Annotated in this window: 15 protein-coding genes; 5 read left to right on the forward strand and 10 right to left on the reverse strand. The window is 41.4% G+C overall.

What is annotated here, in order from left to right; all coding sequences use genetic code 11:
* Positions 1–340: 340 nt before the first annotated feature.
* From H6G75_RS12375 to H6G75_RS12395, 5 genes are all read right to left on the reverse strand, one after another.
* Positions 341–1,129 carry an ABC-2 family transporter protein gene (locus H6G75_RS12375; protein WP_190980266.1) on the reverse strand — a complete coding sequence of 263 codons (789 nt, stop codon included), beginning with the start codon at positions 1,127–1,129 and terminating at the stop codon, positions 341–343.
* A 72-nt stretch (positions 1,130–1,201) separates the two neighbouring features.
* Entirely contained in the window at positions 1,202–2,182 is a 981-nt protein-coding gene (locus H6G75_RS12380) for an ATP-binding cassette domain-containing protein (RefSeq protein WP_190980268.1), read from the reverse strand.
* Positions 2,183–2,352: 170 nt separating this feature from the next.
* Positions 2,353–3,999, reverse strand: a complete 1,647-nt coding sequence (locus tag H6G75_RS12385; protein ID WP_190980270.1) for an AarF/ABC1/UbiB kinase family protein — start codon at positions 3,997–3,999, stop codon at positions 2,353–2,355.
* A 31-nt stretch (positions 4,000–4,030) separates the two neighbouring features.
* Positions 4,031–4,315 (reverse strand): membrane protein insertion efficiency factor YidD, encoded by a 285-nt coding sequence (gene yidD / locus H6G75_RS12390; protein WP_190980272.1) that lies wholly within the window; start codon positions 4,313–4,315, stop codon positions 4,031–4,033.
* A gap of 85 nt (positions 4,316–4,400) precedes the next feature.
* Positions 4,401–5,465, reverse strand: a complete 1,065-nt coding sequence (locus tag H6G75_RS12395) for a mannose-1-phosphate guanylyltransferase (RefSeq protein WP_190980274.1) — start codon at positions 5,463–5,465, stop codon at positions 4,401–4,403.
* 117 nt (positions 5,466–5,582) lie between these two features.
* Between H6G75_RS12395 and H6G75_RS12400 the strand changes: the two genes are divergently transcribed.
* Positions 5,583–7,094, forward strand: coding sequence for an LCP family protein (locus H6G75_RS12400; RefSeq protein ID WP_190980276.1), 1,512 nt, complete (start codon positions 5,583–5,585; stop codon positions 7,092–7,094).
* Positions 7,095–7,248: 154 nt separating this feature from the next.
* Positions 7,249–7,755 (forward strand): pentapeptide repeat-containing protein, encoded by a 507-nt coding sequence (locus H6G75_RS12405; protein ID WP_190980278.1) that lies wholly within the window; start codon positions 7,249–7,251, stop codon positions 7,753–7,755.
* A 257-nt stretch (positions 7,756–8,012) separates the two neighbouring features.
* On the opposite strand, the gene H6G75_RS12410 is transcribed toward H6G75_RS12405, so the two are convergent.
* Positions 8,013–11,555 (reverse strand): GAF domain-containing protein, encoded by a 3,543-nt coding sequence (locus tag H6G75_RS12410; protein WP_190980280.1) that lies wholly within the window; start codon positions 11,553–11,555, stop codon positions 8,013–8,015.
* Between the two features lie 405 nt (positions 11,556–11,960).
* On the opposite strand from H6G75_RS12410, the gene murJ reads away from it, so the two are divergent.
* Both murJ and H6G75_RS12420 read left to right on the forward strand, forming a co-directional pair.
* Positions 11,961–13,565: a murein biosynthesis integral membrane protein MurJ gene (murJ, locus tag H6G75_RS12415; protein ID WP_190980282.1), complete on the forward strand. Its 1,605-nt coding sequence runs from the start codon at positions 11,961–11,963 to the stop codon at positions 13,563–13,565.
* 140 nt (positions 13,566–13,705) lie between these two features.
* Positions 13,706–14,218 (forward strand): outer membrane beta-barrel protein, encoded by a 513-nt coding sequence (locus tag H6G75_RS12420; protein ID WP_190980284.1) that lies wholly within the window; start codon positions 13,706–13,708, stop codon positions 14,216–14,218.
* 55 nt (positions 14,219–14,273) lie between these two features.
* Here H6G75_RS12420 and H6G75_RS12425 read toward each other — a convergent pair whose 3' ends face one another.
* Complete coding sequence (locus H6G75_RS12425; protein ID WP_190980286.1) at positions 14,274–16,001, reverse strand: ATP-binding protein; 1,728 nt, start codon at positions 15,999–16,001, stop codon at positions 14,274–14,276.
* Between the two features lie 572 nt (positions 16,002–16,573).
* Positions 16,574–17,836 (reverse strand): methionine adenosyltransferase, encoded by a 1,263-nt coding sequence (gene metK, locus H6G75_RS12430; protein ID WP_190980288.1) that lies wholly within the window; start codon positions 17,834–17,836, stop codon positions 16,574–16,576.
* 256 nt (positions 17,837–18,092) lie between these two features.
* On the opposite strand from metK, the gene H6G75_RS12435 reads away from it, so the two are divergent.
* Positions 18,093–19,052: a glycosyltransferase family 9 protein gene (locus H6G75_RS12435; RefSeq protein WP_190980290.1), complete on the forward strand. Its 960-nt coding sequence runs from the start codon at positions 18,093–18,095 to the stop codon at positions 19,050–19,052.
* 407 nt (positions 19,053–19,459) lie between these two features.
* Here the strand turns inward: H6G75_RS12435 and H6G75_RS12440 are convergent, their stop codons facing one another.
* Positions 19,460–20,440, reverse strand: coding sequence for a PRC-barrel domain-containing protein (locus H6G75_RS12440; RefSeq protein WP_190980292.1), 981 nt, complete (start codon positions 20,438–20,440; stop codon positions 19,460–19,462).
* Positions 20,441–20,498: 58 nt separating this feature from the next.
* The gene (smc, locus tag H6G75_RS12445) at positions 20,499–24,179 is read right to left on the reverse strand and encodes a chromosome segregation protein SMC (RefSeq protein WP_190980294.1); all 3,681 of its coding nucleotides are present in this window, start codon (positions 24,177–24,179) and stop codon (positions 20,499–20,501) included.
* Between the last annotated feature and the right edge of the window lie 150 nt (positions 24,180–24,329).

The raw sequence follows: 24,329 nt of genomic DNA on the forward strand, positions 1-24,329 counted from the left end.
TTCCCTTCTTTGATTAATGAACGTGATGCTTTGAGAATTTTAGACAACTAAAACTTATCTTTGTTTCTACTTGACTACCTACTCAATTCTTCTGTTGTTTTTTCACGACTTTTTCAGCAAGCCCTAAGTAGAAGGACAGAAGAAAACCTAACTTGAAATTGATAGCTTGAGCGTAGTCGAAACTCTCTTTGAATTGGCATAAGGCTATCGAGCATTGAGCGAAGTCGAAATGCGTCTTCTCAAGAATTATGTCAACCTGCTTAAAACTCTCAATTCCTCCGCGCCTCCGCGTCTCTGCGTGAAATAAAAATATATTAGCTCACGCGAAAAATATATTAGCTCACGCGCCCATTCCAGAGTAACGCTTCAATCCCGCCCGCCACAACAAACGGTTTGCGCCCAAAAATATCAATATCCAACCAATCATACATAAAAAACCCCGCCCAATATCTACAGGTAATCCCACCAAAATACTTGCAGGGAAATCAATTAAATAGGGAAAAGGTGTAAATAACACAATATTCCTGACAAATTCGGGAAACACATTTAAAGGTGCAACCATCCCCGATAAAAATAAAAAAAATAAGAACCAGAAATTTTCTAAAGCACTAGCGCGTTCTGTCCAAAAAGCTAACACAGCAAAGGTGTACTGAATAACAAACCGCAAGATAAATGCTAACACCACTGCTAACGTAAATAGAAACACTTGCCCAAAACTCGGCAACCAAAAGGCCTGGGGATACAGTGCAAAAAATAAAATTATTAGCACTATGGTAAATGGTATCCGCGTCACTCTTTCAGCCAGATGAGACGCTACATGATGCCACACAGGATCTAGTGGTTGTAATAATTTGGGAGAAAGTCTACCTTCTACAACTTCCTTTTCAAATTCCCAAATTACCCAAGCAACAGTGATTTGTCTAACCACAAAAACTGTTAGAAAATAACGAGAAAAATCTAAAGAAGACAAACCAAATTTGCCTCCTTGCGCTGCTTGCATCCAAACACCCATAAGGATTATAGGTAAAGATCCAGACAACACCCATAAAATTAGTTCTGCACGATACTCCATCATATAGGCGTTGTATACAGTCAAAAAAGTTACGGTTTTTCTAATAAATTTTTTCATTTGTTATTTGTCATTTGTGCCTTTGTCGTCAACCAAGTTGTTTTATTTCTTTTTCTCAGCACTCAGCACTTACTACACGACTCCCGCCTGAAATACTTTCCCGATGACTTCTTCTATGGGCGGTTCTTTGACTTCTAAATCTATGACTTCTAGTTCTGACAAAATCTTAGACACCGTACGAGTCAGAGCTTCTTGCTGTACCATGAAACATGCTGCTCGACCGTCTAAAGATTGCACATCCCCGTAAGACTTGAGTTTTTCTTTCGATAAAGGCTGGGCTAACTCTACGTGAACTTCTCTGTATGGGGCGAAGCGTTCTAAAAGTCCATCTAAACTACCGTCATACATCAGCTTTCCTTGGTGAATTAATAATACTCGCTGACATAAAGCGGTAATATCAGCCATGTAGTGACTAGTTAATAATACGGTGGCTTGATAACGCTGATTGTAGTCGCGCAAAAAATCGCGTACTGCTACCTGAGCATTCACATCAAGTCCGAGAGTTGGTTCATCGAGGAACAATACTTGAGGACGGTGTAAAAGTGCGGCTAACAGTTCTGCTTTCATTCGTTCACCCAAAGATAGCTTACGTACAGGTTGAGTCAGCTTTCCTTGGAGGTTTAACATCTCTGTTAGTTCTTTTACCCGTTTAGAAAATTCTTGGTCAGAAATGTTGTAGACAGCAGCATTAATTTTTAAGGAATCTATTGCGGGTAAGTCCCAGATTAATTGCTGCTTTTGTCCCATCACCAAGGTAATTTTTTGCAAAAATGCTTCTTGGCGTAAAAATGGAACATATCCAGCAACCCTAACTGAACCATTACTAGGATGAATCAGACCAGTGAGCATTTTGAGTGTGGTAGTTTTTCCAGCACCATTCGGCCCTAAAAATCCTACTACCTCACCAGGGGTAATTTCAAAGGAAACATTTTCAACAGCTTGAATTGAACGGTAGGTGCGGCGGAAAAAGTGAGTAATTGTCCCAGCAATACCTGGTTCTTTAATCGCCACCGGATAAGATTTACTTAAATTTTCAACAAAAATATGCGACATAAAATTTATCTTAAAACCTTCAAGGGACTGTTTCAGCCACAAACATAGCCCTAGCTTATGCTTCAACTGCTCAACTGTTATATATAGAACAACTATCAGCGTGGATCTGCGTCCCTCTGAAGTTTTAAATAGTTATCAGTATTATCCTTGAGATTCGTAAAGCAAGTGCGCTAACGTAAACGCCCCGATCGCAAAATACTAATAATCAACCACAATCCTAATAAACTGGCGGCGGCAAATAACACACTACTTAATACAGATAGTTGCGGTGTCTGGGTTTTAGTGGAAATAATCGCTGCTCCCATAATCAGTGAACCTACTAGAATACTGAATGAGAGGCGATTGGCTGCATCATCCATTGTGCGGCGTACACCATCTAATCCATGCAAAGATAGATTCCAACGCAATGTTTCTGATGTTACACGGTCGAGTAAAAGTTCAACTTGTCGGGGTGATTGTAATGATAAACTTTTGAGGTCAAGGGCGGTACGCAAAAGCGATCGCACCGGATTTTCACCAACCAATTGACGGCGAAACAAATCGGTAATTAAGGGCTTCACCTCATCAAACAAATTAATCTCTGGATTAAATGCCCTAGCCACACCTTCTAAATTAGCTAGGGTTTTGGCATACAAACCCATATTGCTGGGCAATCTAATTTTATTGTTGCGGGCGACTTGCAAAATTTCATAAATCACTTGACTAAAATTCATGTTTGTCAAGCTGACGTTGTGATATTTTCGCAACATGCGATCGTAATCACTTTCCAGCCGCGCCAAAATTACGGGCTGTGGCGAATCTGCTAATTGTAAAGTTAACTGAGCGCATCGACCAGCATCTAAATCTACAATTGCCAACAACATCTCTGTTAAAATCTGCTGGGTGCGGGGATCAAGTCTACCCACCATTCCACAATCTAAAAGTGCTACCCGACCATCTTGCAGATAAAATAAATTTCCCGGATGGGGATCGGCATGAAAAAACCCATCAATATATAACTGTTGGAAAAATGCTCTAAATAGTAATGTTGTTATATTTTTGCGTTGGGTAGCAATATCTGTTCCGTTGTTGTCATTGGTCAACCTTGCCGACAATAACGGCACACCATCTAACCATTCCATCACTAACAATTTTTCGGAAGTTAAATGCCAGTGAATTTCCGCCACGACAATTTGTTGCGGGTCAAACCAACGACCTTTCGCTAAATTCCGGCGTAATTGGTCTGTAAAAGTCGCTTCTCTGGTAAAGTCTAACTCTGCCTCTAAAGCTTTGGTAAATTCTTCTGCAATTGATTTTATTTCGTAAGTTTGTCCAAAATCAGTACGCGCTACTAAATCAGCGATCCCCTGAATTAACGCAATATCTTGGGCAATAGTCGTATCAATTCCCGGACGTTGGACTTTTAAGGCTACCTCCCGGCCATCAGCCAGTGTAGCGCGATGAGTTTGGGCAATTGATCCCGCCGCAACTGGTACGGGGTTAATCTTGGGAAAAACTTCTTCTAAGGGTCTTTTTAACTGTTTGCGAATAACTACTTCTATCTCTGACCAGGGAACAGGCGGTACTTCGTCTTGCAGTGTTGACAGTTCCTCAATGTAAGCAGCACTGAGTAAATCGGGACGAGTCGATAATAACTGACCAAGCTTGATATAAACAGGCCCCAAACTTACCAAAATATTTTTCAATACTGCTGGGGTAGGTAACTGGGGTTCATCGGTTTTGCCACCAGTTAGTAGCCTCCGCATATAGTCCCAGCCATTACGAAGCACTACTTCAATAATTTCTCGTTGACGAGGAACAGTTTGAGTTAGAAACATGATGGTAAACAACTGCAAGAACGCAGAGAATTTAAAAGGGTAGACAGCAGGGAATTACAATACAGCCAGAGCTAGTTTTATTTAAGGTTTTACTCGCTAAAGCACAGTCTTGAAATCTTTTTTGGGATGATTTTACAACTTGTATCAAGCTTTGCTCACTTAACATTCTTTTAATATAAGTAGAACAAGATTCCCCACTATGTAATTGCCGATGGGGGCAAGCAAAGCCTTTCACTGGAGAAATATATCTTTGATAAGCAGTGATAGAGTGAATTGCCATTGTCTTGGCCAGAGGCTCAAAGCTTAAAGTCATCATAAACTGTCAGTAAAAACAACAGACAGTCAAGTTATAATAGGAAAACTAGCTTTTAAGCCTCTGTCAAGGGTTTTAACTTTGATAATTACAGTAGGTTTGTAAAGCGCGGGTCATCTTGCAGGATTTTGAGAACCTGTTTAATTTCTTGGGTGCGTTCTTTATTAACGATGAGGGTAACATTGCGATCGCGCACAATGACCACATCCTCTAAACCAATAGTAACAATTACATCCTCTGGATTAGTAGCATAAACAATCGCTCCTTGCGTATCTAAACCTAAATGGGTAGCTAATTCTACATTGGGAGTCTCTTCCTTTTTTAATAAACGTTCGATCGCATTCCAATCTCCTAAATCATCCCAACCAAAATCTACCGGGAGGACGTATGCTAAATTGGTTTTTTCCATGAGTGCATAGTCTATACTCTTTTTAGGTAATTCAGGGTAAATATCAGGGCCGTATTGTTCTAGAGGTTTTATGATTTCTGGAGCATGGGTGTAAAGTTCCTCAAGAACAACCCCAGCCCGAAAGACAAACATTCCACTATTCCAGCTAAAACGTCCCGTAGATAAAAAAGTTTCTGCTAACTCACGGTTGGGCTTTTCAGTAAAGCGGTTGACATGATAAGCTGGCAACTCATTAAAGCTACCAATCTTTTCACCTTGTTCAATGTAGCCGTAACCAGTTGATGGAAAAGCAGGCTTAATTCCTAAAGTAACAATCGCTCTGGTGCTTGTTGCTAGTTGAGTAGCAGCCTTTAATGTGTCAGTAAACGCCTTTTGGTCAGCTATCCAATGGTCAGCCGGAAAAAAGCCGATAATTGCGTCTTCTCCATAACGTTTTTTTATTTCTAAACTTGTCCAAGCAACGGCAGCGGCAGTATCCCTTCCTTCTACCTCAATGAGTAAATTGGACGATGGCAGTTCGGGTAACTGTTGGCGTACACCTCCAGCTATCTGGCTGGAAGTAATCACCCACAAGGAATTCCACCCGTCTGCCAATGGGAGCAACCGATCCGCAGTTGCTTGCAGTAAACTTCTAGAACTGCCATCTAAGCTTAAAAATTGTTTAGGACGGTCTTTGCGACTCAAAGGCCAGAAACGCTCACCTTTGCCACCAGCGAGGATAACGGGGAACAAGGAACTATTCATGTTGTCATACACACCTACGCAAGAACACTACAAGTTTACTGTGAGCATTTACTCTGGCAAGATTTGTAGCTTGCATTAACATAACTTTTATGGAAGTGGTTGAGTGGGGAGAAAATTGTGATTAGAGAAGTTCAATTATCTGAAAATCAAGTAAAGTCTCAGCAAATACCGAATTTAGACTTGGAAAGCAAACCAGGTCAAATTCAACGCGTTGAAACTCAAGGAACGCTGCAAACCGTCACCGAGACCAGCACAGATTCGGCATCTCAAGAAGCATCAGCCAGTTCCACCCGCACTGTTGTCGAGTCAGTCAGTGCTATTCCCAACGAACTGTACGACAGATTGGGCTTAAGTATGCCCAGGTGGCTACTGTGGATACTGACAGTAGTTATGGGGGTAATTCTTTCTGGTCTTTTAGTTTCCACCTTGGCGCTGTGGACTCCCTTGTGGAGCAATTTAGATAAAACCGATGAGGAACTCGGTTTCGCAGGTAAAGAAGAGCAGAAAGTCCCTTTACCTGGGGAATTATGGAGCAAAATTTCCCAATACCAGCTATCCCGCCCCATGAATATTTTGATTATGGGGATTGAGCCAGTTAACGGTGCTGTTGATGGTTCACCAGAAAGTTTTGCTGGAAAAAGCGATACCATGCTTTTGGTCAGGCTCAACCCCAGTGATAAATCTATTCGGGTGCTTTCCATTCCCAGAGATACGATGATTGCGATCCCCGAAAAAGGGTTAACCAAGCTATCAGATGCTAATCCCCAAGGCGGGCCGGTATTGGCTGCTAGAGTAGTCAGCCGTACCTTAAACAATGCGCCCATCGACCGTTACATTCGCATTTCTACCAGTGGCTTAAGGCAATTAGTGGATCAGTTGGGTGGGGTGGAAGTATTTGTACCTAAAGCAATAGAATACCACGATAGTAGCAGCCAATTGAACATTAATCTAGTCAGTGGCTGGCAAACCCTTGACGGCGAACAGGCAGAACAATTTGCCCGTTTCCGGGAAGATGGACTAGGGGATTTACCTAGAGTACAGCGTCAACAAGCACTACTAGGCGCATTGATTCAACGCCTCAATAGTCCTACTGTCGTACCGAAATTGCCCCAATTAACCCGCATTATGCGGAAGTATTTTGATACCAACTTAAAGATAGAAGAAATGATGGCTTTGGTGAATTTCTCCGTGAATGTAGAGAGGAATAATTTCCAAATGACCACTGTACCTGGTACTTTCAGCCGTTTCAGTCAAGACCCCAATAGCTATTGGCTGAATATGACTGGACAATCAAATCTCTTGAATAATTATGTTGGGGTGGATGTACCTGGACTCAAGCCAGATACACGTCCAGTTTCTAACCTCAAAATTGCTATTCAAAATGCTTCTAATCAACCACAAGTTACGGAAAAAGTTATTGCTTATCTCAAAGAGAAAGGCTTTAAAAATATTTACACAACCTCAGATTGGCCTGATAGCCAGCGTCAAACTCAGATTATTGTTCACAGAGGTAGCCGACAACCAGGAATTGAGTTACAAAAAATCTTAGGTTTGGGTCAAATTGAAGTGTCAACAGCTGGAGACTTGGAATCAGATATCACAATTCGGATTGGGAAAGATTGGAAATAGTCACAAGTTATTGGTCAAGAGTCATTAGTTATTTGTTACTATCTGCTTGACTCTTGACTATAAAGCTATGAACAAGATTGGGCGAAAATATTGAAGTTTTCTAAAATCAAACTTCACCCAGTTTTCATAACTCAGTAGAGAGGTGCGTAAAGTTATGAAAAAGATTTGGCAGAAATTGTTAAGTTTAATTATCATTTTCCTTTTAGCTGGCTTGTGGCTAATACTGAGTCCAAGACCAGCTTTTGCTCAAATTAATACCATCAACTACAGCAATACCAATTTAGAAAACCGTGACTTCTCCAATGCTGATTTAGCGGGTGTAACTTTTGTGGCTGCGGAAATGCGGGGTACTAATTTCCAAGGCGCAAATTTAACTAATGCTATTTTCACCAAAGGAGTTTTATTAAAAGCTAATTTAGCAGGTGCAAACTTAACGGGTGCTTTAGTAGATCGAGTGACTTTAGATGGTGCTAACTTAAAAAATGCTAATTTTACGGAAGCTACTTTAACGCGTAGTCGTTTTTACGATGCTGATATTACTGGCGCGGATTTTACAGATGCGTTAATTGACCGCTATCAAGTGTCATTGTTATGTGAAAGGGCGACTGGGGTAAATCCAACTACGGGGGTGGCGACACGCGATAGTTTGGGTTGTCGTTGAAGAGTTGTCAGTATTCAGAATACAGAAGTCAGAAGCGGTCACAGTAATTTGACTCAGAGTCTAAAACTATGAGAATCTCTGTCGAGGAAAATTTAGTACAACAAGGCAAAAGTCAAAAGGCAAAAATCAAAAGAAAGAATAACGATACTACAAGCCTTTTAGCAATTTCTTATGGTCTGTTTATTTACGCAGTACTGTACTAGATTAACTAAATATTCTGGATTCTGACTTCTGACTCCTGAATTCTTACAAAGAATTTAATCATAAGAACAGGGAAGTTCAATGAGAAATTCGGTTCCTTTTCCGGGAGTGGATGTACATTTAATTTGACCTTGATGCTTTTCGACAATGATTTGGTGGCTAATAGATAAACCTAATCCTGTACCTTTACCGGGTTCCTTGGTGGTAAAGAAAGGGTCGAAAATATGGGAAGTGACATCTTCAGGGATTCCCAGACCATTATCAGCGATTTTGATGATTACTTGGCGATCGCGCCTTTGAGTACTGATCCAAATTTTTAAAGGTACTCTAGGACAGGTAGTTGAAGCTTGTAAATGCTGATTCCAGATGACTTTAAACTTATCTTCTAAAGCATCAATACTGTTACTCAGAAGATTCATAAATACTTGATTCAGTTGGGCAGGATAACATTCAACCAAAGGTAATGTGCCGTATTCCTTCACCACCTCAATATTGGGGCGGGCATAATTTTCTTTAAGGCGATGTCCTAAAATCAGCAAAGTACTATCCAATCCCTGATGAATATCTACTGCTCTTACATCAGCTTCATCAGTACGAGAAAAATTTCTGAGTGATAGTACAATTTCTTTAATTCTTTCCGCACCGACTTTCATAGAATCTATTGTTTTAGGCAAATCTTCAAGGATAAATTCCAAATTATGATTATCTATTTCTTCTTTAATATTTGGCAATAAAGAATTATATTTACGGTAAATCTGCAAAACGCTCAATAACTCTTGGGTATATTCATTTAAATGAATCAGATTACCAAAAATAAAACTAACAGGGTTATTAATTTCGTGAGCGACCCCAGCGAGTAATTGTCCTAACCCTGCCATTTTCTCGCCCTGAATTAACCGTGCTTGAGTCTGCTTTAATTCACATAAAGTTTGAGTTAATTCTAGAGTTTGACGTTTTGTTTGTTCCAGTAATTCTGCTTGTTGAATAGCAATCCCTAACTGCACGCCAACTTGTGCTAATAAATTGATTTCTTCATCTTTCCAATAACGTGGTTGTGAATTTTGATAAGCGACTAATAGTCCCCATAATCTTTCGCCTTGACGTATAGGTACAAAAGTTTCATTACGAGGTAATTTATCATCTTCATCTGTATCTTCAAAGGTGGCCAAAACGAGCGGATTAACTTGTATTAGATGTTTCCAACCATCTTTAAAAGAATCAGCAACAAATTTACCACTCCAATCGGCATTAAAGCGATATATGGCTACTCTCTCGACTTTTAATAACTCACGTACAGCTTGAGTAGTAGTTTTAAAAATAGTTGTTATATCCAACGACTGGCGGATTTTATCAATAGTTTCAGCTAATAATTTTTGCCGTTCCATTGATTTTTCGCGTTCATTAGCCTCTGCTAACTGAACGGCTTGAGTTTGAACTTGGGTTAAATAAGAATCTTGTTTTAAAGCAACTCCTAATTGTTCAGCTATTTGGATCACAAAATCAATTTCTGACTGTTGCCAATTACGCGGAGTTTTACATTGATGAATACACAATAAGCCCCATAGAAGACCTTCTTGTAAAAGTGGAGCTACTAAATTAGCTCGTACTTGAAATCTTTCGAGAATTTCTATATAACACGAGGGAAAATTACCTTGATAAATATCAGTAATTACATTGACTCTACCTTGGGCATAAAGAGGGGCAAAATTTTCACTAAAACAATGATCATAAACTTTGTCTGCTACTGCTGAAGGATAACCATGACTTACAGCATCATATATAAATTCTCCTTCCCAGTCTTTTTGTTGATCAAATCGAAAAACACCTACACGGTCAGCTTGCAGTAATTGTCTTACCTCTATGACAGAGGTTTGAAAAATTGTATCTAAATCTAAAGACTCCCGAATTCGGGTAATAATGCTAGTTAAAGTTTTCTGCTGATTGGCTTGATAGCGAGCTTCATGTAAGAGTTTGTTGTGTTGTAAAGCTACTCCCAAGTTTTCAGCAATTTGAGTCGCAAATTCTATTTCTGAAGGTTGCCAATTTCTGGGTTTATCACATTGGTGAACACATAATAAACCCCATAAATTGCCCTGTTTTAGTAGTGGTACTACTAAATTAGCTCGCACTTGGAAATTTCCTAAAATTTTAGTATGACAGGCACTTAATCCCGCATCATAAATATCAGCTACAGCCTGGACTCTACCTTGTTGATAATGCACCGCAAACTGTTCACCAAAACAATAGTCGTAAACTTTAGCAGCTACTACGGAGTCCCACTCTGGTGCAACATCTTCAGAGATAAATTCGCCTTCCCAGTCTTTTTGCGGATCAAAGTGAAAAATTGCAACTCTATCTGCTTGCAGCATTTGCCGCACTTCCGTAACGGTAGTTTGAAAAATTGTTTCTAAATCTAGGGATTTACGGATGCGTGTGATTACACTCGTTAAAGTTTTTTGCTGTTCTGCTTGGGCATTAGCTTGAGCTAGTAGTTCATAGTGTCGCAAGGCTACACCTATTTGCGTACCAATTTTGCTCAACGATTCAATTTCATAAGACTGCCATTGTCTAGGAACAGAATTTTGATAGGCAGCAATAATGCCCCAAAGTTTATCACCTTGGAGAATGGGAGCAGTGGCGAAAGCTTTAGCTTCAAATTGTTCTAATAAAATCACATGGCAATTGGTTAATCCCTCTTGATAAATATCATTGGCGCTAAAAGTTTGGTTTTGAGCATAACGTCCACCTTGGGTTTGTTGTAAATAAGTATCGTTAATTACAGGTTGAACATTAACTAAAGGTGTCCAACCTTCAACAAATGATTCAGCAACAAACTCACCACTCCAATCAGGATTAAAGCGGAATATAGCAACACGATCAGCTTCTAAAAGTTGCCGGATTTCTTGAGTAGTGGTTTTAAAGATGCTATCAATGTCCAAAGGTGGACGAATTTGATCAACGATTTGGGCAATTACTTGGTCACGTTGGGCTGTTTGTGCCAGTTTTGTTGCTTGTAGTTGAACTTTTTTCAGGTGACTGGCTTGTTGAATTGCAATGGTGAGATGGTCAGCAATTTGGCGAATAAATTCAATTTCAGCATCTTGCCATTGACGTGGTTGGCTACATTGATGAATACAAATTAATCCCCATAATTCCTGGTCTCTTAATAGGGGAACAATCAGGTTAGCACGGACATTAAATCTACTCAAAATTTCTCGATGACACTTACTCAGTTCAGCATCATAAATATCTGCTACTGCTTGTACTTTGCCTTGTTGATAATCAGCCGCGAATCGCTCACCAAAACAATGGTCGTAGACTTTTGCTGCTAAAGCTGATTCCCATTGGCCAGCAACATCTTCAGCGACAAATTCTCCTTCCCAGTTTTTTTGATGATCGAATTGAAATATGGCTACTCGATCAGCTTGAAGTAATTGACGGACTTCTTTGACTGTAATTTTAAATATTGTTTCTAATTCTAAAGATTCTCTGATTCTAACTATCACACTAGCTAGAGCTTTATGTTTTTCTAATTGTTCTTGTAGTTGAGTATTTGTGGAGATAAATTCGGGTTCTGTGAGTATTGATTCGGCTTCCATATTTTAAATTGGTTGTTAGTCAAAAAATTTTTAATACCAGTTTTCCCCATCAGGAAGACTGATGACACAGCACATCAATTACTATGTTGCCCACTTTTGGCAGATAATCAACCATAAATGTGTCAAGTTGAGAATTTAGCTAAATATTGTGGAAAGCAATTTATTCAAAGGACTGACAATTTAGAAAATCAGGATTTTGTGAGGGTAAGGTTGGAACAATTTAACTTCTATGCACAAGAACTTATGAGCGTGTCAAAGTCAGAGAACAAAACCTTTTTGATTCTTGGATATGTAAATGGTTTTATTTAAACTTCGGGTTTATCTTAAAATTGACCTGACAGACGACAAGATTTCAGGTTAAATATTGTCAGATATGCACTCTGCAAGAGTTGTCAGGTATTATTCGTGACTAATCAAGAACAAAAATCATCTCGTTCTTTCGCTGGAATTGCTGGCATTGTTGCGGCAGCCACATTAATTAGTAAAGTATTTGGTTTGGTACGGCAGCAAGCGATCGCTGCCGCTTTTGGTGTTGGTGCAGCTGCTACTGCTTATAGCTATGCCTATATTATTCCTGGCTTTTTATTGATATTGCTGGGTGGGGTGAATGGGCCGTTACACAGTGCTGTTGTGAGTGTTTTAGCCAAGCGCAAGCAACAAGAAGCAGCGCCTTTGGTAGAAACTGTGACAACGTTAGTGGGTGGCATTTTGTTAGTAGTAACGGTTGCCCAGGTTTTTTTAGCAGATACGATTGTTGATATTGTCGGTCATGGTTTGGCAGAAAATACAAGAGCGATCGCTATCCAACAACTGCAAATCATGGCACCGATGGCTTTATTTTCCGGCTTGATTGGCATCGGCTTCGGTACCCTAAATGCGGCTAATCAATATTGGTTACTTTCAATTAGTCCCTTATTATCGAGTGTTACCGTAGTTGTGGGCATTGGGATTTTGGCTTTGCAACTGGGTAAAAACATTATTCTGCCAGAATACGCCTTTATGGGCGGGATGGTGTTAGCTTGGGGAACGTTAGCCGGCGCAATTCTTCAATGGGTGGTGCAACTAATTGTGCAGTGGCGATTAGGACTGGGGACACTACGTTTACGATTTGATTTTAAAGCCCCTGGTGTTCAAGAAGTCATTAAAATTATGACTCCGGCAACAATTTCTTCGGGAATGATGCCGATTAATGTGGCTACTGACCTTTACTTTGCCAGTCCGATTCCTGGGGCTGCGGCTGGGTTTAACTATGCAAATTTGCTAGTGCAAACACCTTTAGGAATTATTTCTAATATTATTTTGTTACCTTTATTGCCCATTTTTGCCAAACTAGCAGAACCCGAAAATTGGCCAGATTTAAAATTACGCATTCGCCAAGGTTTATTACTGACTGCCTGCACGATGCTACCTCTAGGCGCTTTGATGGTAGTGTTATCTGTACCAATTGTGCAGATAGTATATGAACGGGGAGCCTTTAAACAAGATGCTACAAAGTTAGTTTCTTCGTTATTAGTTGCTTATGGAATCGGGATGTTTGTTTACTTGGGGCGTGATGTGTTGGTGCGGGTATTTTACGCTTTAGGAGATGGACAAACACCGTTTCGCATCAGCACTTTTAACATTTTGCTAAACATTGTCTTGGATTATTTCTTTGTACAACCCTTTGGCGCACCAGGTTTGGTGTTAGCAACTGTAGGTGTGAATTGCAGTTCAATGTTAATGCTGTTATGGTTGCTAGACCGCAAGCTGAATGGTTTACCTTGGCGTGAGTGGAGTGTGCCAATTTTTGGTTTATTTGGTAGTAGTGTAGTGGCTGGGTTTATCAGCTATGGGACTTTGTTTGGTTTACAGCAGTTGTTAGGTACAAAAGGTTTAATAATTCAGTTAATAGAGTTATCAGTGGCTGGTGTAGTTGGTTTAGTTGTGTTTGGTGCGATCGCCTCACTGATTAAAATTCCAGAAGTCAATACTTTTGCAATGCGAATGCGCCAGCGTTTCTTCAAAAAATAATTCTTGATTTGGTTCACCCAACTGGGTGAAGGATTTTTCACCCATTCGGCTACCTGGGTGTAGGAGGGTAAAACGAATTAAAAAAGCGACTCTAGTAGTAGAGAGCATTGATTGCACTCAACTCTAGTGGAGAGAAACTTATGAAACTCAGAACTTTAACTACTTCTTTTCTCGTAGTTGCTTCTATTGTCCTCTCAGCTGGAATTGCGGCTGCTCAAACTGCTGGTACTAACGGTAGCTACATTGGTGCTGGTGTTGCAGCAGGTGCTACTAGTGGTGGACAAGGAAACGATAACGCTCAATTTGGTGGTAATGTCCAAGGACGTTATGCCATACCTAATGCACCTGTATCACTGCGAGGAAGCGTGTTATTTGGTGGTGATACAACTGCCTTTATGCCTATCTTGACTTACGATGCTGCGATCGCCAAAAATACTAATGTTTATTTAGGTGGTGGTTACTCATTTTTGGCTAATGAAGGTCACAACACCCCATTAGGTAATCGCAACGCACCTGTAGTCACCTTGGGTTTAGAGTCGGAAGTTAGCAAAAACGTTATTGCCTATGGCGATGCTAAATGGGGTATTGACGCTTATAAAAACAGTGATGCGGATGCTGTTAGCTTCCAAGCAGGATTAGGCTATCGTTTCTAAAAGCCGGACTAGAGTGCTGAATCAAAATACGAGTCTCTCACCTCTAGTCCCTCTTTCAAGATTCCCGCACAGTCAGAGGTAGGCGTACCGTAAAAGTCGAGCCTACTCCTGGCTGACTTTTCACAGAAATTTCACCACCCATCATCTGACAAAAATGACGACTGATAGCTAAACCTAGTCCAGTACCACCATATTTTTTAGTGGTGGAATTATCTCCTTGGGTAAAAGGTTGAAATAACTGCTGCTGTTGTTGTTGAGTCATTCCAATACCTGTATCAGCAACAATAAACGCAATCATTCCAAAGGGAGAGTCTGATAATGAGTTGGGTTTTTCACTTTTAACGGTGAGGGTGACTTTGCCGTTAGTAGTGAATTTAGACGCATTACTTAACAAGTTTAAAAGTACTTGTCGCATTCTTGTCTGATCGGCATACATTGTACCTAGCTGTTCGTCGTAGTCTACTTCTAAAATGTTGCCATTTTTTTCGACGGAAGGCTTAATAGTCAACACCAGATTATTAACCAGATTGGCAATTTCAAATGTCTCTGGATAAAGAGTCATTTTCCCCGCTTCAATTTTGGATAAGTCGAGGATGTCATTAATCAATTCTAATAAGTGTCTACCTGCGGAATTGATTGTTTCTAAATCAGTAATAAAGTCACCTGATAAATTTAAATCTGTAGCATCATCTTGGAGTAATTGGCTAAGTCCAATAACTGCATTTAAGGGTGTACGTAATTCGTGGCTGACGTTAGCTAAAAAGACACTTTTGGCGGTGCTGGCGGCTTCCGCTAGTTCTTTAGCTTGTTCTAGTTGTTTTGTGCGTTCTGAAACTCGCTCAATCAACCGATTTAATGATTTGGCTAATAAGCCAATTTCATCTTCGGTGGTGACGGGGGCGCGTAAATCAAAGTTCGATTTGCGGGCGACTTGTTCGGCGACTTGAGTCACTGTAATGACTGGTTCGGCGATCGCTCGACTGGTGCGCCATGCGATAATAGCTGCGATCGCGACCGATACCAGCATACTCACCATCACAATTAATCTTTCAACACCTTTTGCCTGTTCTACATCTATCTGCCTATCTTGTTCTTGATTTTCGGCAGTTTGCAGAATATTCGTTAATTTCTCTGAAAGGCTATCTAATTGCATGGCAGTTTCACCACGCATAATTTTTAACAACTGCTCTCGGACTACAACAATTTGTTGGGGCTGTAATGGCTGTTGATCAATTTCCTTTAATACAGCTTCTATTTGAGCTACGTAGGATTTTAAATTAATTGTATAATCTTCCAATAAAGCCTGTAAATTAGCACTAGTCGCTGCTAATTGCATTGGCTTTCTTTCGATAAAACTGTCAATCTTTTTCTCTAAATCTTCAGCTTTATTAACATTTCTTAAAAACTCTGTTTTTTTAGTGAGTAGTTGTTGAGAATTATCTAATACTGCGACTAAATTAGAACTATGTAATTGCGCTCCTAATACAGCATTTTTATAGTTAGTTAGTAGTTGGCGTTGTTCTTGAGCTTGATTAAACTGCCTAATTTCTTTTCCGCGGTAGTAGTTGGCAATTACCAGACCAGTAAGTGAGCCAAAAAAACCAATACCAATAGCTACAAAGTAGCCGTAGCCAATTTTTTGATGTATCCGCCAAGAACTAGCTTTGAGTTTCCCACTGGAGGGGAATTCGATTGTGGGCAGTTCTTCGCTTGATGAATCTTTGGCTGGCATTTTTTTGCTTTCTGAATTACTGTCAATTGGGTTAGGCTTGTGAGTTTGCATTCCTCAAATCTCCTCGCCCTTCCGCAAAAATCGCCACATCAATTCCATCTTTAAAATTAAATTAACTGGTGATTAACACCTACACAATTTTTTGTAAGAAGCAGCGTAAATAATTATTCTTTAAATAATTGTCATGACTTCATTGTATTTAGGTGATTTTGATATGAATGTATACAAAAACACTGAAAAATGATAAAACTCTGTGTTTACATATAATTAATACTTCTTTATAGTAAAGCTTATATTGAAATTTTATCTTTAGGGTTACGGTTTTTGAAACCTAGTTAATATCAGGTAGGTTTTAACTATTAGATACACTGTACTTATTTTTAATCTTGTCTTGTTATGATGGAAATACTTAAATGCCAGACAGATTAATTCATATCGCATCTTAACATCGATCAGTAGGATTCTCAAACAATTTTAGAATTTGGATTGCCTAGAGACTAAAAAACCTCTGCCTTGCTACTACCCAAGCAATACAAAGACAGAGGAATTTTTATATCTAGGGAGTGTTGGCTGTATTTTACTCCCGATTTTGCTCAGTTGGTGATTGTGACTCTGTTAGAGTACTAAGCGATCGCAGTTGAACGCAACTGAGAAACTGCTTGCTTTAACAACTCAGCCTTATCGATTTGTTCCCAAGGCAAGTCTAAATCATTCCGTCCCAAGTGACCGTAAGCCGCGATGTCCTGATAAAAACGTCCGCCTCTTTCACTTGGTAAGTTACGTAAGTTGAAGCTATGAATAATTCCTGCTGGACGTAGTTCAAAGTTTTGTTTGACTAATTCCAACAAAATTTCATCATCAACTTTGCCAGTCCCAAAGGTTTCTAGGAGAATACTAACTGGTCTAGCAACACCGATTGCATAACTCAACTGCACTTCGCATTTTTCTGCCAAGCCAGCAGCTACAATGTTTTTGGCTACATAACGCGCCGCATAAGCCGCAGAACGGTCTACTTTTGTGGGGTCTTTGCCAGAGAAAGCGCCACCACCATGACGGGAATAACCACCGTAGGTATCAACAATGATTTTTCTGCCTGTCAAACCAGAGTCACCTTGCGGCCCACCAATCACAAATTTACCCGTAGGATTGACTAAAAAGCGAGTTTCTTGATCAGGCTTGATAGTAATATCACTAAAAACAGGCTCAACCACTGCTGTCCAGAGGTCTTGCTTAATTTTAGCTTGCACTGCGGCTTCATCAGTGATTTCCCCAATTGTAGCCGTATGCTGTGTGGAAATCAGGATAGTATCAATGCCTACAGGTTTACCATCTTCGTAGACTACGGTTACTTGAGTTTTACCGTCGGGACGCAGGTATGATAATTCGCCTGTTTTGCGGACTGCTGCCAGTCGGCGGGCAATGCGGTGTGCCAAACTGATGGGTAAGGGCATCAGTTCTGGAGTTTCGTTACAAGCAAAGCCAAACATGATACCTTGGTCGCCAGCCCCAGTGGTATCGAATAGTTCTTCGCTATCCTGTTGACGGGTTTCATGGGCAACATTTACACCTTGGGCAATATCAGGTGATTGTTCATCTAAGGCTACAATTACGCTGGTGCTATTAGCAGAAAAGCCGTTATCTGCATCAACATAGCCAATTTCAGCGATCTTTTTGCGAGCTAGATGCACATAGTTGACATTAGCTTTAGTAGTAATTTCACCAGTAATTAATACTAAACCAGTATTAACTACTACTTCCGCAGCTACGCGACTGCTGGGGTCTTGTGCCAGTAAGGTATCAAGAATCGTATCTGAAATTTGATCGCAGATTTTATCTGGATGGCCTTCAGTTACTGACTCGGAGGTAAATAAATAGCGTCTAGACAAAGAGATTTCCTCCTGTAAGAGTATAATCACTGACTAAATAAAGTATTTAGTTCAGCTAATTATTTCTAGAATCATATCAATCTTGACACATTCCGTAGTAAGTGTATTTTTAGATTTTTAAAAAGAGATAATCAAATTTGGGTATTTGTAAAGGAATTAATAATTAAATATTTGGGAAAGTCAGCCCGGTACACTCCCTAATCTTTCATACCTATATTCCCCTAAAATAAGGAGCGAGTAAGCGTCAATAATTATTATGCGAGTAGTAGCCCTTGTACCTGGCGGAATTGGCGACCAAATTCTCTTCTTTCCGACTTTAGATAGTCTGAAGCGTTATTATCCCGACGCTCAGATAGATGTCGTTACGGAACCCCAGTCAAAGGCTGCCTATCGAGTGAGCAAGTCTGTTCACGAGGTACTGACCTTTGATTATAAAGATCGCAACAGTCTAGCAGATTGGGGTAACTTGGTAGGCACAATGCGCGATCGCGAGTATGATGTCGCCATTGCTTTTGGGCAAAGCTGGTTAGTGGGACTAATGCTCTGGTTAACAGGGATTCCCATGCGGATTGGCTTTCAAGGCAAAGGAGCCGTGTTTCTGACTCATACTGTGCCGTTTAATCCATCTCAGTATGTAGCGGCGGCGTATCACGAGTTGCTAAAACCATTGGGTATAGCCACACCCGTACCAGAGTTAGCAGTAAATGTCCCGAAACCCGATATCGACTGGTCACAAAATGAGCAAAAACGTCTAGGCGTAAATGACACAGGCTACGTCTTGATTTATGGAGGGGTTGATGCAGGCTCACGGGCGAAAGGTGCTGAGAAAATCTATCCGGTTGAGCATTGGCAGCCAATTATTCAAGAATTTCAACAAAAACAGCCAGATATGTCTGTAGTTGTGATTCAAGGTGCTGATGATGAACAGTTTGTGCGATCGCTCCGCGAATCCTGTCCAGAAATCAAAGTCACATCTCCTGATAATACAGGTAAGTTGACAGCTATGATTGCCGGTGCAAACCTAATGCTGTCTACCGAAAGTGCGCCATTACAGTTGAGTGTCGCAGCTCAGACTTATACCATTGGTCTGTTCGGCTCTTCAGATCCAGGTAAATTGTTACCAAAAAGTGAAAAATTCCTCGCTATTAAATCCCCCTCTGGGAAAGTAGCAGATATTTCACCCACAACAGTTTCCGAAAAAATCTGGGGCGGCTAATTTCATACCAATTATGTAGAGATGTTGTATACAACGTCTCTACAACATTTAGTTAAGGTAATGAGAGTTGATATCTCAATTTCCTATCAGACAATAAGAAAGATTTGGGGGATTCTCCCCCAAGCCCCCGATTGGGTGACGGTTGCGTCCCCCAAGCCCCCTCCAAAATCATTTTTTCGTTTTTTGTTGAGTTATATGCCTTGCCTGCGCGTGAGGCTTGAAATTCATGTTTTATAACATTCGTGAAAGAAGTCTAGTGGTATGGCGGTAGTCAGATATGTTAGGACAATTTGAAAGCTTGAATGCCAGGAATATTAAGACTTTTTCTCCTGCCTTCTGCCTCCTGCCTTCTACTATAAATGACATAAAAATTAACCCCTCCTGATAACTTTAGGAGGGGTTGAAAATTAATATCCGCCTTCTTCTTCGTATTCTGGCTGCCTTTCTTTGACTTTCTTGGGAATGTTCACGGGTTTTGGTGCATCTTCCCAAGCGTCGCTTTCTACATCGTCGTCATAATCATCGTAATCGTCGGTGTAGGCTTTGGTTTCGTACTTGGGCGGTTGTTGATATCTGTCGCCCCCTGTGGCTTCGCTCCAGTTATCATCTTCGTCGTCTTCTTCGTAGCGGATAGACTCATATTGTCGCGCTCGCATAACTTCGCGCCGTGGCCTTTCTTCTTCTACGTAGTCTTCGTTCCATTCTTCTTCCCGCGCTACGGGTTCGGGGGCGCGGACTTTTGGCTTGGGTGGCTGTAATGGTGTGCCGCTAGGTAGCTGATTTGAAGGTGCAACTGTGCGCGGTGCAGAATAACCATATTCTTCTTCTGCATCGCGTTCCCAAGGTGGTTTGCCGATACCTAAACGTTCCAAAACGCCTACTGTTAATTGGGTTGTACGTTCTTCGGCTCCTTCAAACACAATTAATCTGCTGGGGCCTGTGCTAACAACTTCGTCGATGGAAATTTCGTAAGTGCTGAGAAATTGGTCGGGAATTTGCGGTACTCCCAAAGAAGCAATAATTATTGAGTGCAGCTTCCCTGAGATACCATCAAACTTAAAGCCCCGCACTCTACCTAAAACTTCACCTGTTTCTGTAATTACTTCCCAGTTAATCAGGTTACTAAAAGCTTCAATTTCAATATCTTCGATGACATCTTCGTTATCAACCAAGATGGCATCACCAATTTGGTTGATACTGCTGAGGTACATATAGCGTGGCAGTCCAGAGATAGAGATCAGGCTGTCTCGTAAACCAAGAGCCACAACCTCCCTTTGATCGATATCAACCCAGATTTGATTCACAATCCCTAGCCGCTTGGCGTTGTCGCGGGTAATCACCTGAGTATTTAATAAGTCGGAACGCCTAATTATCTGTTCAGAGGTCATTCTATACCGAGTCCTGATCTCGAATCCGGTTTATCTATACACTATTATTAACAAAGATTCAAGCAGATGTATTCGAGGATGTTAACTTAATTCCCAAAACTTGGGTGTAAGCGCCTCGTGCTTGAGTAACGCCAATGGTGCGTTCGGCTGATTCTATCATCGGACGACGCAAACTCACAACTATGAACTGTGCCAGTTGTGCTTGTTGTTTGATCATTCTAGCCAATCGTTCTACGTTTGCCCCGTCTAAGAACATATCTACTTCATCAAAGGCATAAAAAGGTGATGGGCGATAGCGTTGCAGGGCGAAAATAAAACTTAAGGCGGTGAGGGATTTTTCTCCTCCAGACATGGAAGCAAGTCGCTGTACGGGTTTACCTTTGGGGTGCGCGACTAAGTTTAAACCACTGTTAAAGGGATCTTCAGGATCATCAAGTTGCAGGTAGCCGTCGCCTTCTGAGAGGGTGGCGAAAATTGATTGGAAGTTTTCGTTTACCGCGTCAAAGGCTTCTTTAAAGGCGCGTTGTCGCAAGGTGGTAAAGTTTTCAATTCTTAATAATAATTCCGTGCGTTCTGCTTCTAAGGTTTGTAATTTTTCTGTGAGTTCTTGCAGGCGGTTTTGGGTGCGTTCGTATTCTTCCAACGCCAGCATATTTACAGGTTCCATTGCTTGTAGGCGTTTGGCAAGCGATCGCAATTCTTTCTGCAATTCTTCTAAATCTACCTGTTCTGGCACTTCCGGTAAAGGACTAGGCAATTCTGGCAGCAGTTCTCGCAATTGATTTTGCAACGCTTCTAGTTCTTCACGCCGCTTTTGCTGGGTTTCTTGGAGTTTTTCTAGTTCCCATTCCAATTGTTGCTGACGGAGCAAATGCGATCGCACTTCTTGTTCTATTGCATCACGTTTTACCTTTTCTTCACCCAAACTTTTTTCCATTTCGCTGAGTTTGGCGCGAGTTTCGGTGATTTGAGTGCTGAGTGCTGCGTGCTGGGTGCTGAGTGTTTGGAGTTTCTGCTGAGAATTTGCTTGTTCTTGATGATACTGAGTTATTTTTTGGTCGGCTTCTTGGATGCGTTCTTGTAAACGCTGTTGCTGATTTTCTAAGTTTTTCAGCCGTTGTTCCGCTTCCCGTAATGCGGATTCCCGTTGTTGTAATTGTTGCTCTTGGGTTTTAATTACCGCTTGAATTTGCTGCCATTCACTAGGCGTTTGGGATGCTTCTAATTCTGCTAAAACATGACGCAGTTGTTGTAATTGCGCTTCTTGCCCTGGTAAATCTTTATCCAAAATTTCTAGGCGAGATTGGGCGGCGGAGAATTTTTCGGTATTTTGGGCAAGTTGCGATCGCGTTCCTTCTAATTGCGTCGTCAAAGCTTTAATATCTTTTTGCAACTGTTCTAATTGCAATTGCTGTTCGCGGCGTGCTTGACGGGCTTCGGTGAGTTCTTGGGATAGTTGTTTGGTTTTGCTGGATAAAGAAGCGATCGCATCAATACAACGATCTAAAATTCGTTCTATATCTACCAAGCGATTTTTCAACGCAATCGCCTCATCTGATTCTGCGGCTTCCCCTGTACCGAAGCGCAACGCTGAACGCTGATTTGTGCTACCACCAGTCATTGCGCCACTGGTTTCCAGCAATTCTCCATCTAAGGTAACGATGCGATATAAACCAAGGTTTTTCCGCGCCTGTTCTAAGGTGGAGAATACAACAGTGTTTCCAAAAACATAGTTAAATACATCTTTATAACGGCGATCGCATTCAACTAAGTTCACAGCATAACTGACAAAGCCATTAGCTAACCGCAAAGTTGCATCTTGGGTAATTCTGGGAGCCTGAATCTTATTTAAGGGTAAAAATGTCGCTCTCCCAGCGCGTTTTTGTTTGAGTAATTCAATTCCGGCGGCGGCGATACCGTCATCATCAACAACAATATGTCCCAACCTCGCACCAGCAGCAATTTCCAACGCCAACTGATACCGAGGTTCCACCCGTCCCAAATGTACCACCAAACCACAAACCCCAGGCATTCCCGACTGGATAATTACCTTACTAGCTTGCGTCCCTTGGACTTCTTGTTGTGCTTGGGTTTGCGCCTCAATTTTATCTAACTGGCGTTGTTTTTCCCGTTGTTCACTAGAAAGCCGCTTTTGTGTATCTTGCTGAATTTGTAATTCCTGCTCTGTCGCCGCCAGATTTTGGGCTAGGTTTTGGATGGGTTCGCTAGAGGCGTTAAATTCTGCCTCAACTCGCACACATTCAGCTTGCTTTTCTGCCAGTTGCGGTTCTAAAGTGGCAATTAACTGAGTTTGTTCGTGAATTAATTCTTGTAGCTGACTATTCCTTTCTCTTAATTGTGCTTGTTCTGTGCGTTGCGGTTCCAGAGTTTGCAGTACAGTTTCAATTTGACGGTTGAGTGCAGTTTGTTGCTGTACCCAAGCTTCCGAGGCGGTGGCGATTTCGGCGGCGGCTTCGCGGGATTTTTGTAGTGCTTGTTCTGCCTCATCCCGTTGCTGTTGACAATATACAATCGATTGCCGTTCGACATTCTGGGTTTCGGCAATTTCTCCCAAAGCTTGCTGATGCTGTTGAATGTCTTGCTGAGTTTGCACCAAGCGTTTAGCGGTTTCTTGGGAAGTTGTTTCTAATTCTGTTTGCTGACGCTGGAGTTGCTTGCGTTCTGCTTCTTGAGTTGCAAGAGTCGCTTGTACCGCTAGTAATTCCTCTTCACCCAAAGCTTTCACATGAGCATTAAGCTTTTCTAATTCAGCAGTTTTCTGAGTAATGCCGACATTTAAAGTTTCTAATTGCAGTGTAAGGTCATTATGAGAGCGATCGCCATTTTGAATTTCCGTCGCTAACTTTTCTTGCTGTGCTTGCAGCGAACGCCACGATAACACCGCTTCCCAAGATTGCTTGTGCAGATATTCCGTCCGCAACTTTTGATATTTTTCCGCCTTTGCCCTATCTTGAGAAAGGCGATCGCGTTGTGCAGTTAACTCCGTCTCAATAATTCGGCAACTATCTTCCTTCTCCTTCACCTCATCCAACGTACCCTTAGCTTGGTGAATTTTGCGATCAAACGCCGCCACCCCCGCCAACTCATCAATAATTTCCCGCCTTTCCCTAGCATTCATCGAGATAATGCTAGTCACGTCCCCTTGCAACACCACGTTATAGCCTTCAGGATAAATCCGCAGATTCTCCAAAGCCTCATGTAACTCCGTCAGCGTACAGGCAGCACCATTGATATAGTAATTTGACGTGTAAGTTCCTTGATGAGTTACCCGCAACCGTCTAGTTACACTCCATTCAGTGCTGAGTGCTGAGTGCTGTTCACTGAGCGAACTTGTACTGAGCGCAGCCGAAGTAGTCGAAGTGTGAGTGCTGAGTGCTGAGTCCGAATTCTCACTTTCTCCCTCTAATTCCTCACTCCGCGCCTCTGCGTCTCTGCGTGAGATATCCTCCCCCGTCAAATCAAACGTCACTGTGACACTAGCTTCCACAGATGCGCGTCCTTTAGCCGTTTGAGTATTATTTACCAAATCCGGCAAGCGATCGGCTCGCATCCCCTTAGAACTAGCAAGTCCTAAACAAAACAACAACGCATCCAAAATATTCGACTTACCGGAACCATTCGGCCCAGATATGACAGTGAACCCCGGCAGCAAAGGGACTGAAGTAGTACCGCCGAAGGATTTGAAGTTGGTAAGTTCCACGCGCTTGACGTACACCATAGTATGCGCTGGTTCACTGGGCTAATGGCTAATGAAGAACAAGTGTATCAATTAATGAAAATTTAGCAATAGGTTGTATGAATAAATTATCGAACCGCCTTAGACGCGAAGCGGCTTCCCGAAGGGTAGGCGCAGAGAGCGCAGAGGAGG

This window comes from Nostoc sp. FACHB-280, assembly GCF_014697615.1.
Classification (GTDB): Bacteria; Cyanobacteriota; Cyanobacteriia; order Cyanobacteriales; family Nostocaceae; genus Nostoc_B.

Excerpts from the sequence above, each read along its gene's own strand:
- H6G75_RS12375 (WP_190980266.1), bottom strand. The coding sequence starts at position 1,129 with ATGAAAAAATTTATTAGAAAAACCGTAACTTTTTTGACTGTATACAAC.
- H6G75_RS12380 (WP_190980268.1), bottom strand. The coding sequence starts at position 2,182 with ATGTCGCATATTTTTGTTGAAAATTTAAGTAAATCTTATCCGGTGGCG.
- H6G75_RS12385 (WP_190980270.1), bottom strand. The coding sequence starts at position 3,999 with ATGTTTCTAACTCAAACTGTTCCTCGTCAACGAGAAATTATTGAAGTA.
- yidD (WP_190980272.1), bottom strand. The coding sequence starts at position 4,315 with ATGATGACTTTAAGCTTTGAGCCTCTGGCCAAGACAATGGCAATTCAC.
- H6G75_RS12395 (WP_190980274.1), bottom strand. The coding sequence starts at position 5,465 with ATGAATAGTTCCTTGTTCCCCGTTATCCTCGCTGGTGGCAAAGGTGAG.
- H6G75_RS12405 (WP_190980278.1), top strand. The coding sequence starts at position 7,249 with ATGAAAAAGATTTGGCAGAAATTGTTAAGTTTAATTATCATTTTCCTT.
- H6G75_RS12410 (WP_190980280.1), bottom strand. The coding sequence starts at position 11,555 with ATGGAAGCCGAATCAATACTCACAGAACCCGAATTTATCTCCACAAAT.
- H6G75_RS12420 (WP_190980284.1), top strand. The coding sequence starts at position 13,706 with ATGAAACTCAGAACTTTAACTACTTCTTTTCTCGTAGTTGCTTCTATT.
- H6G75_RS12425 (WP_190980286.1), bottom strand. The coding sequence starts at position 16,001 with ATGCAAACTCACAAGCCTAACCCAATTGACAGTAATTCAGAAAGCAAA.
- H6G75_RS12435 (WP_190980290.1), top strand. The coding sequence starts at position 18,093 with ATGCGAGTAGTAGCCCTTGTACCTGGCGGAATTGGCGACCAAATTCTC.
- H6G75_RS12440 (WP_190980292.1), bottom strand. The coding sequence starts at position 20,440 with ATGACCTCTGAACAGATAATTAGGCGTTCCGACTTATTAAATACTCAG.
- smc (WP_190980294.1), bottom strand. The coding sequence starts at position 24,179 with ATGGTGTACGTCAAGCGCGTGGAACTTACCAACTTCAAATCCTTCGGC.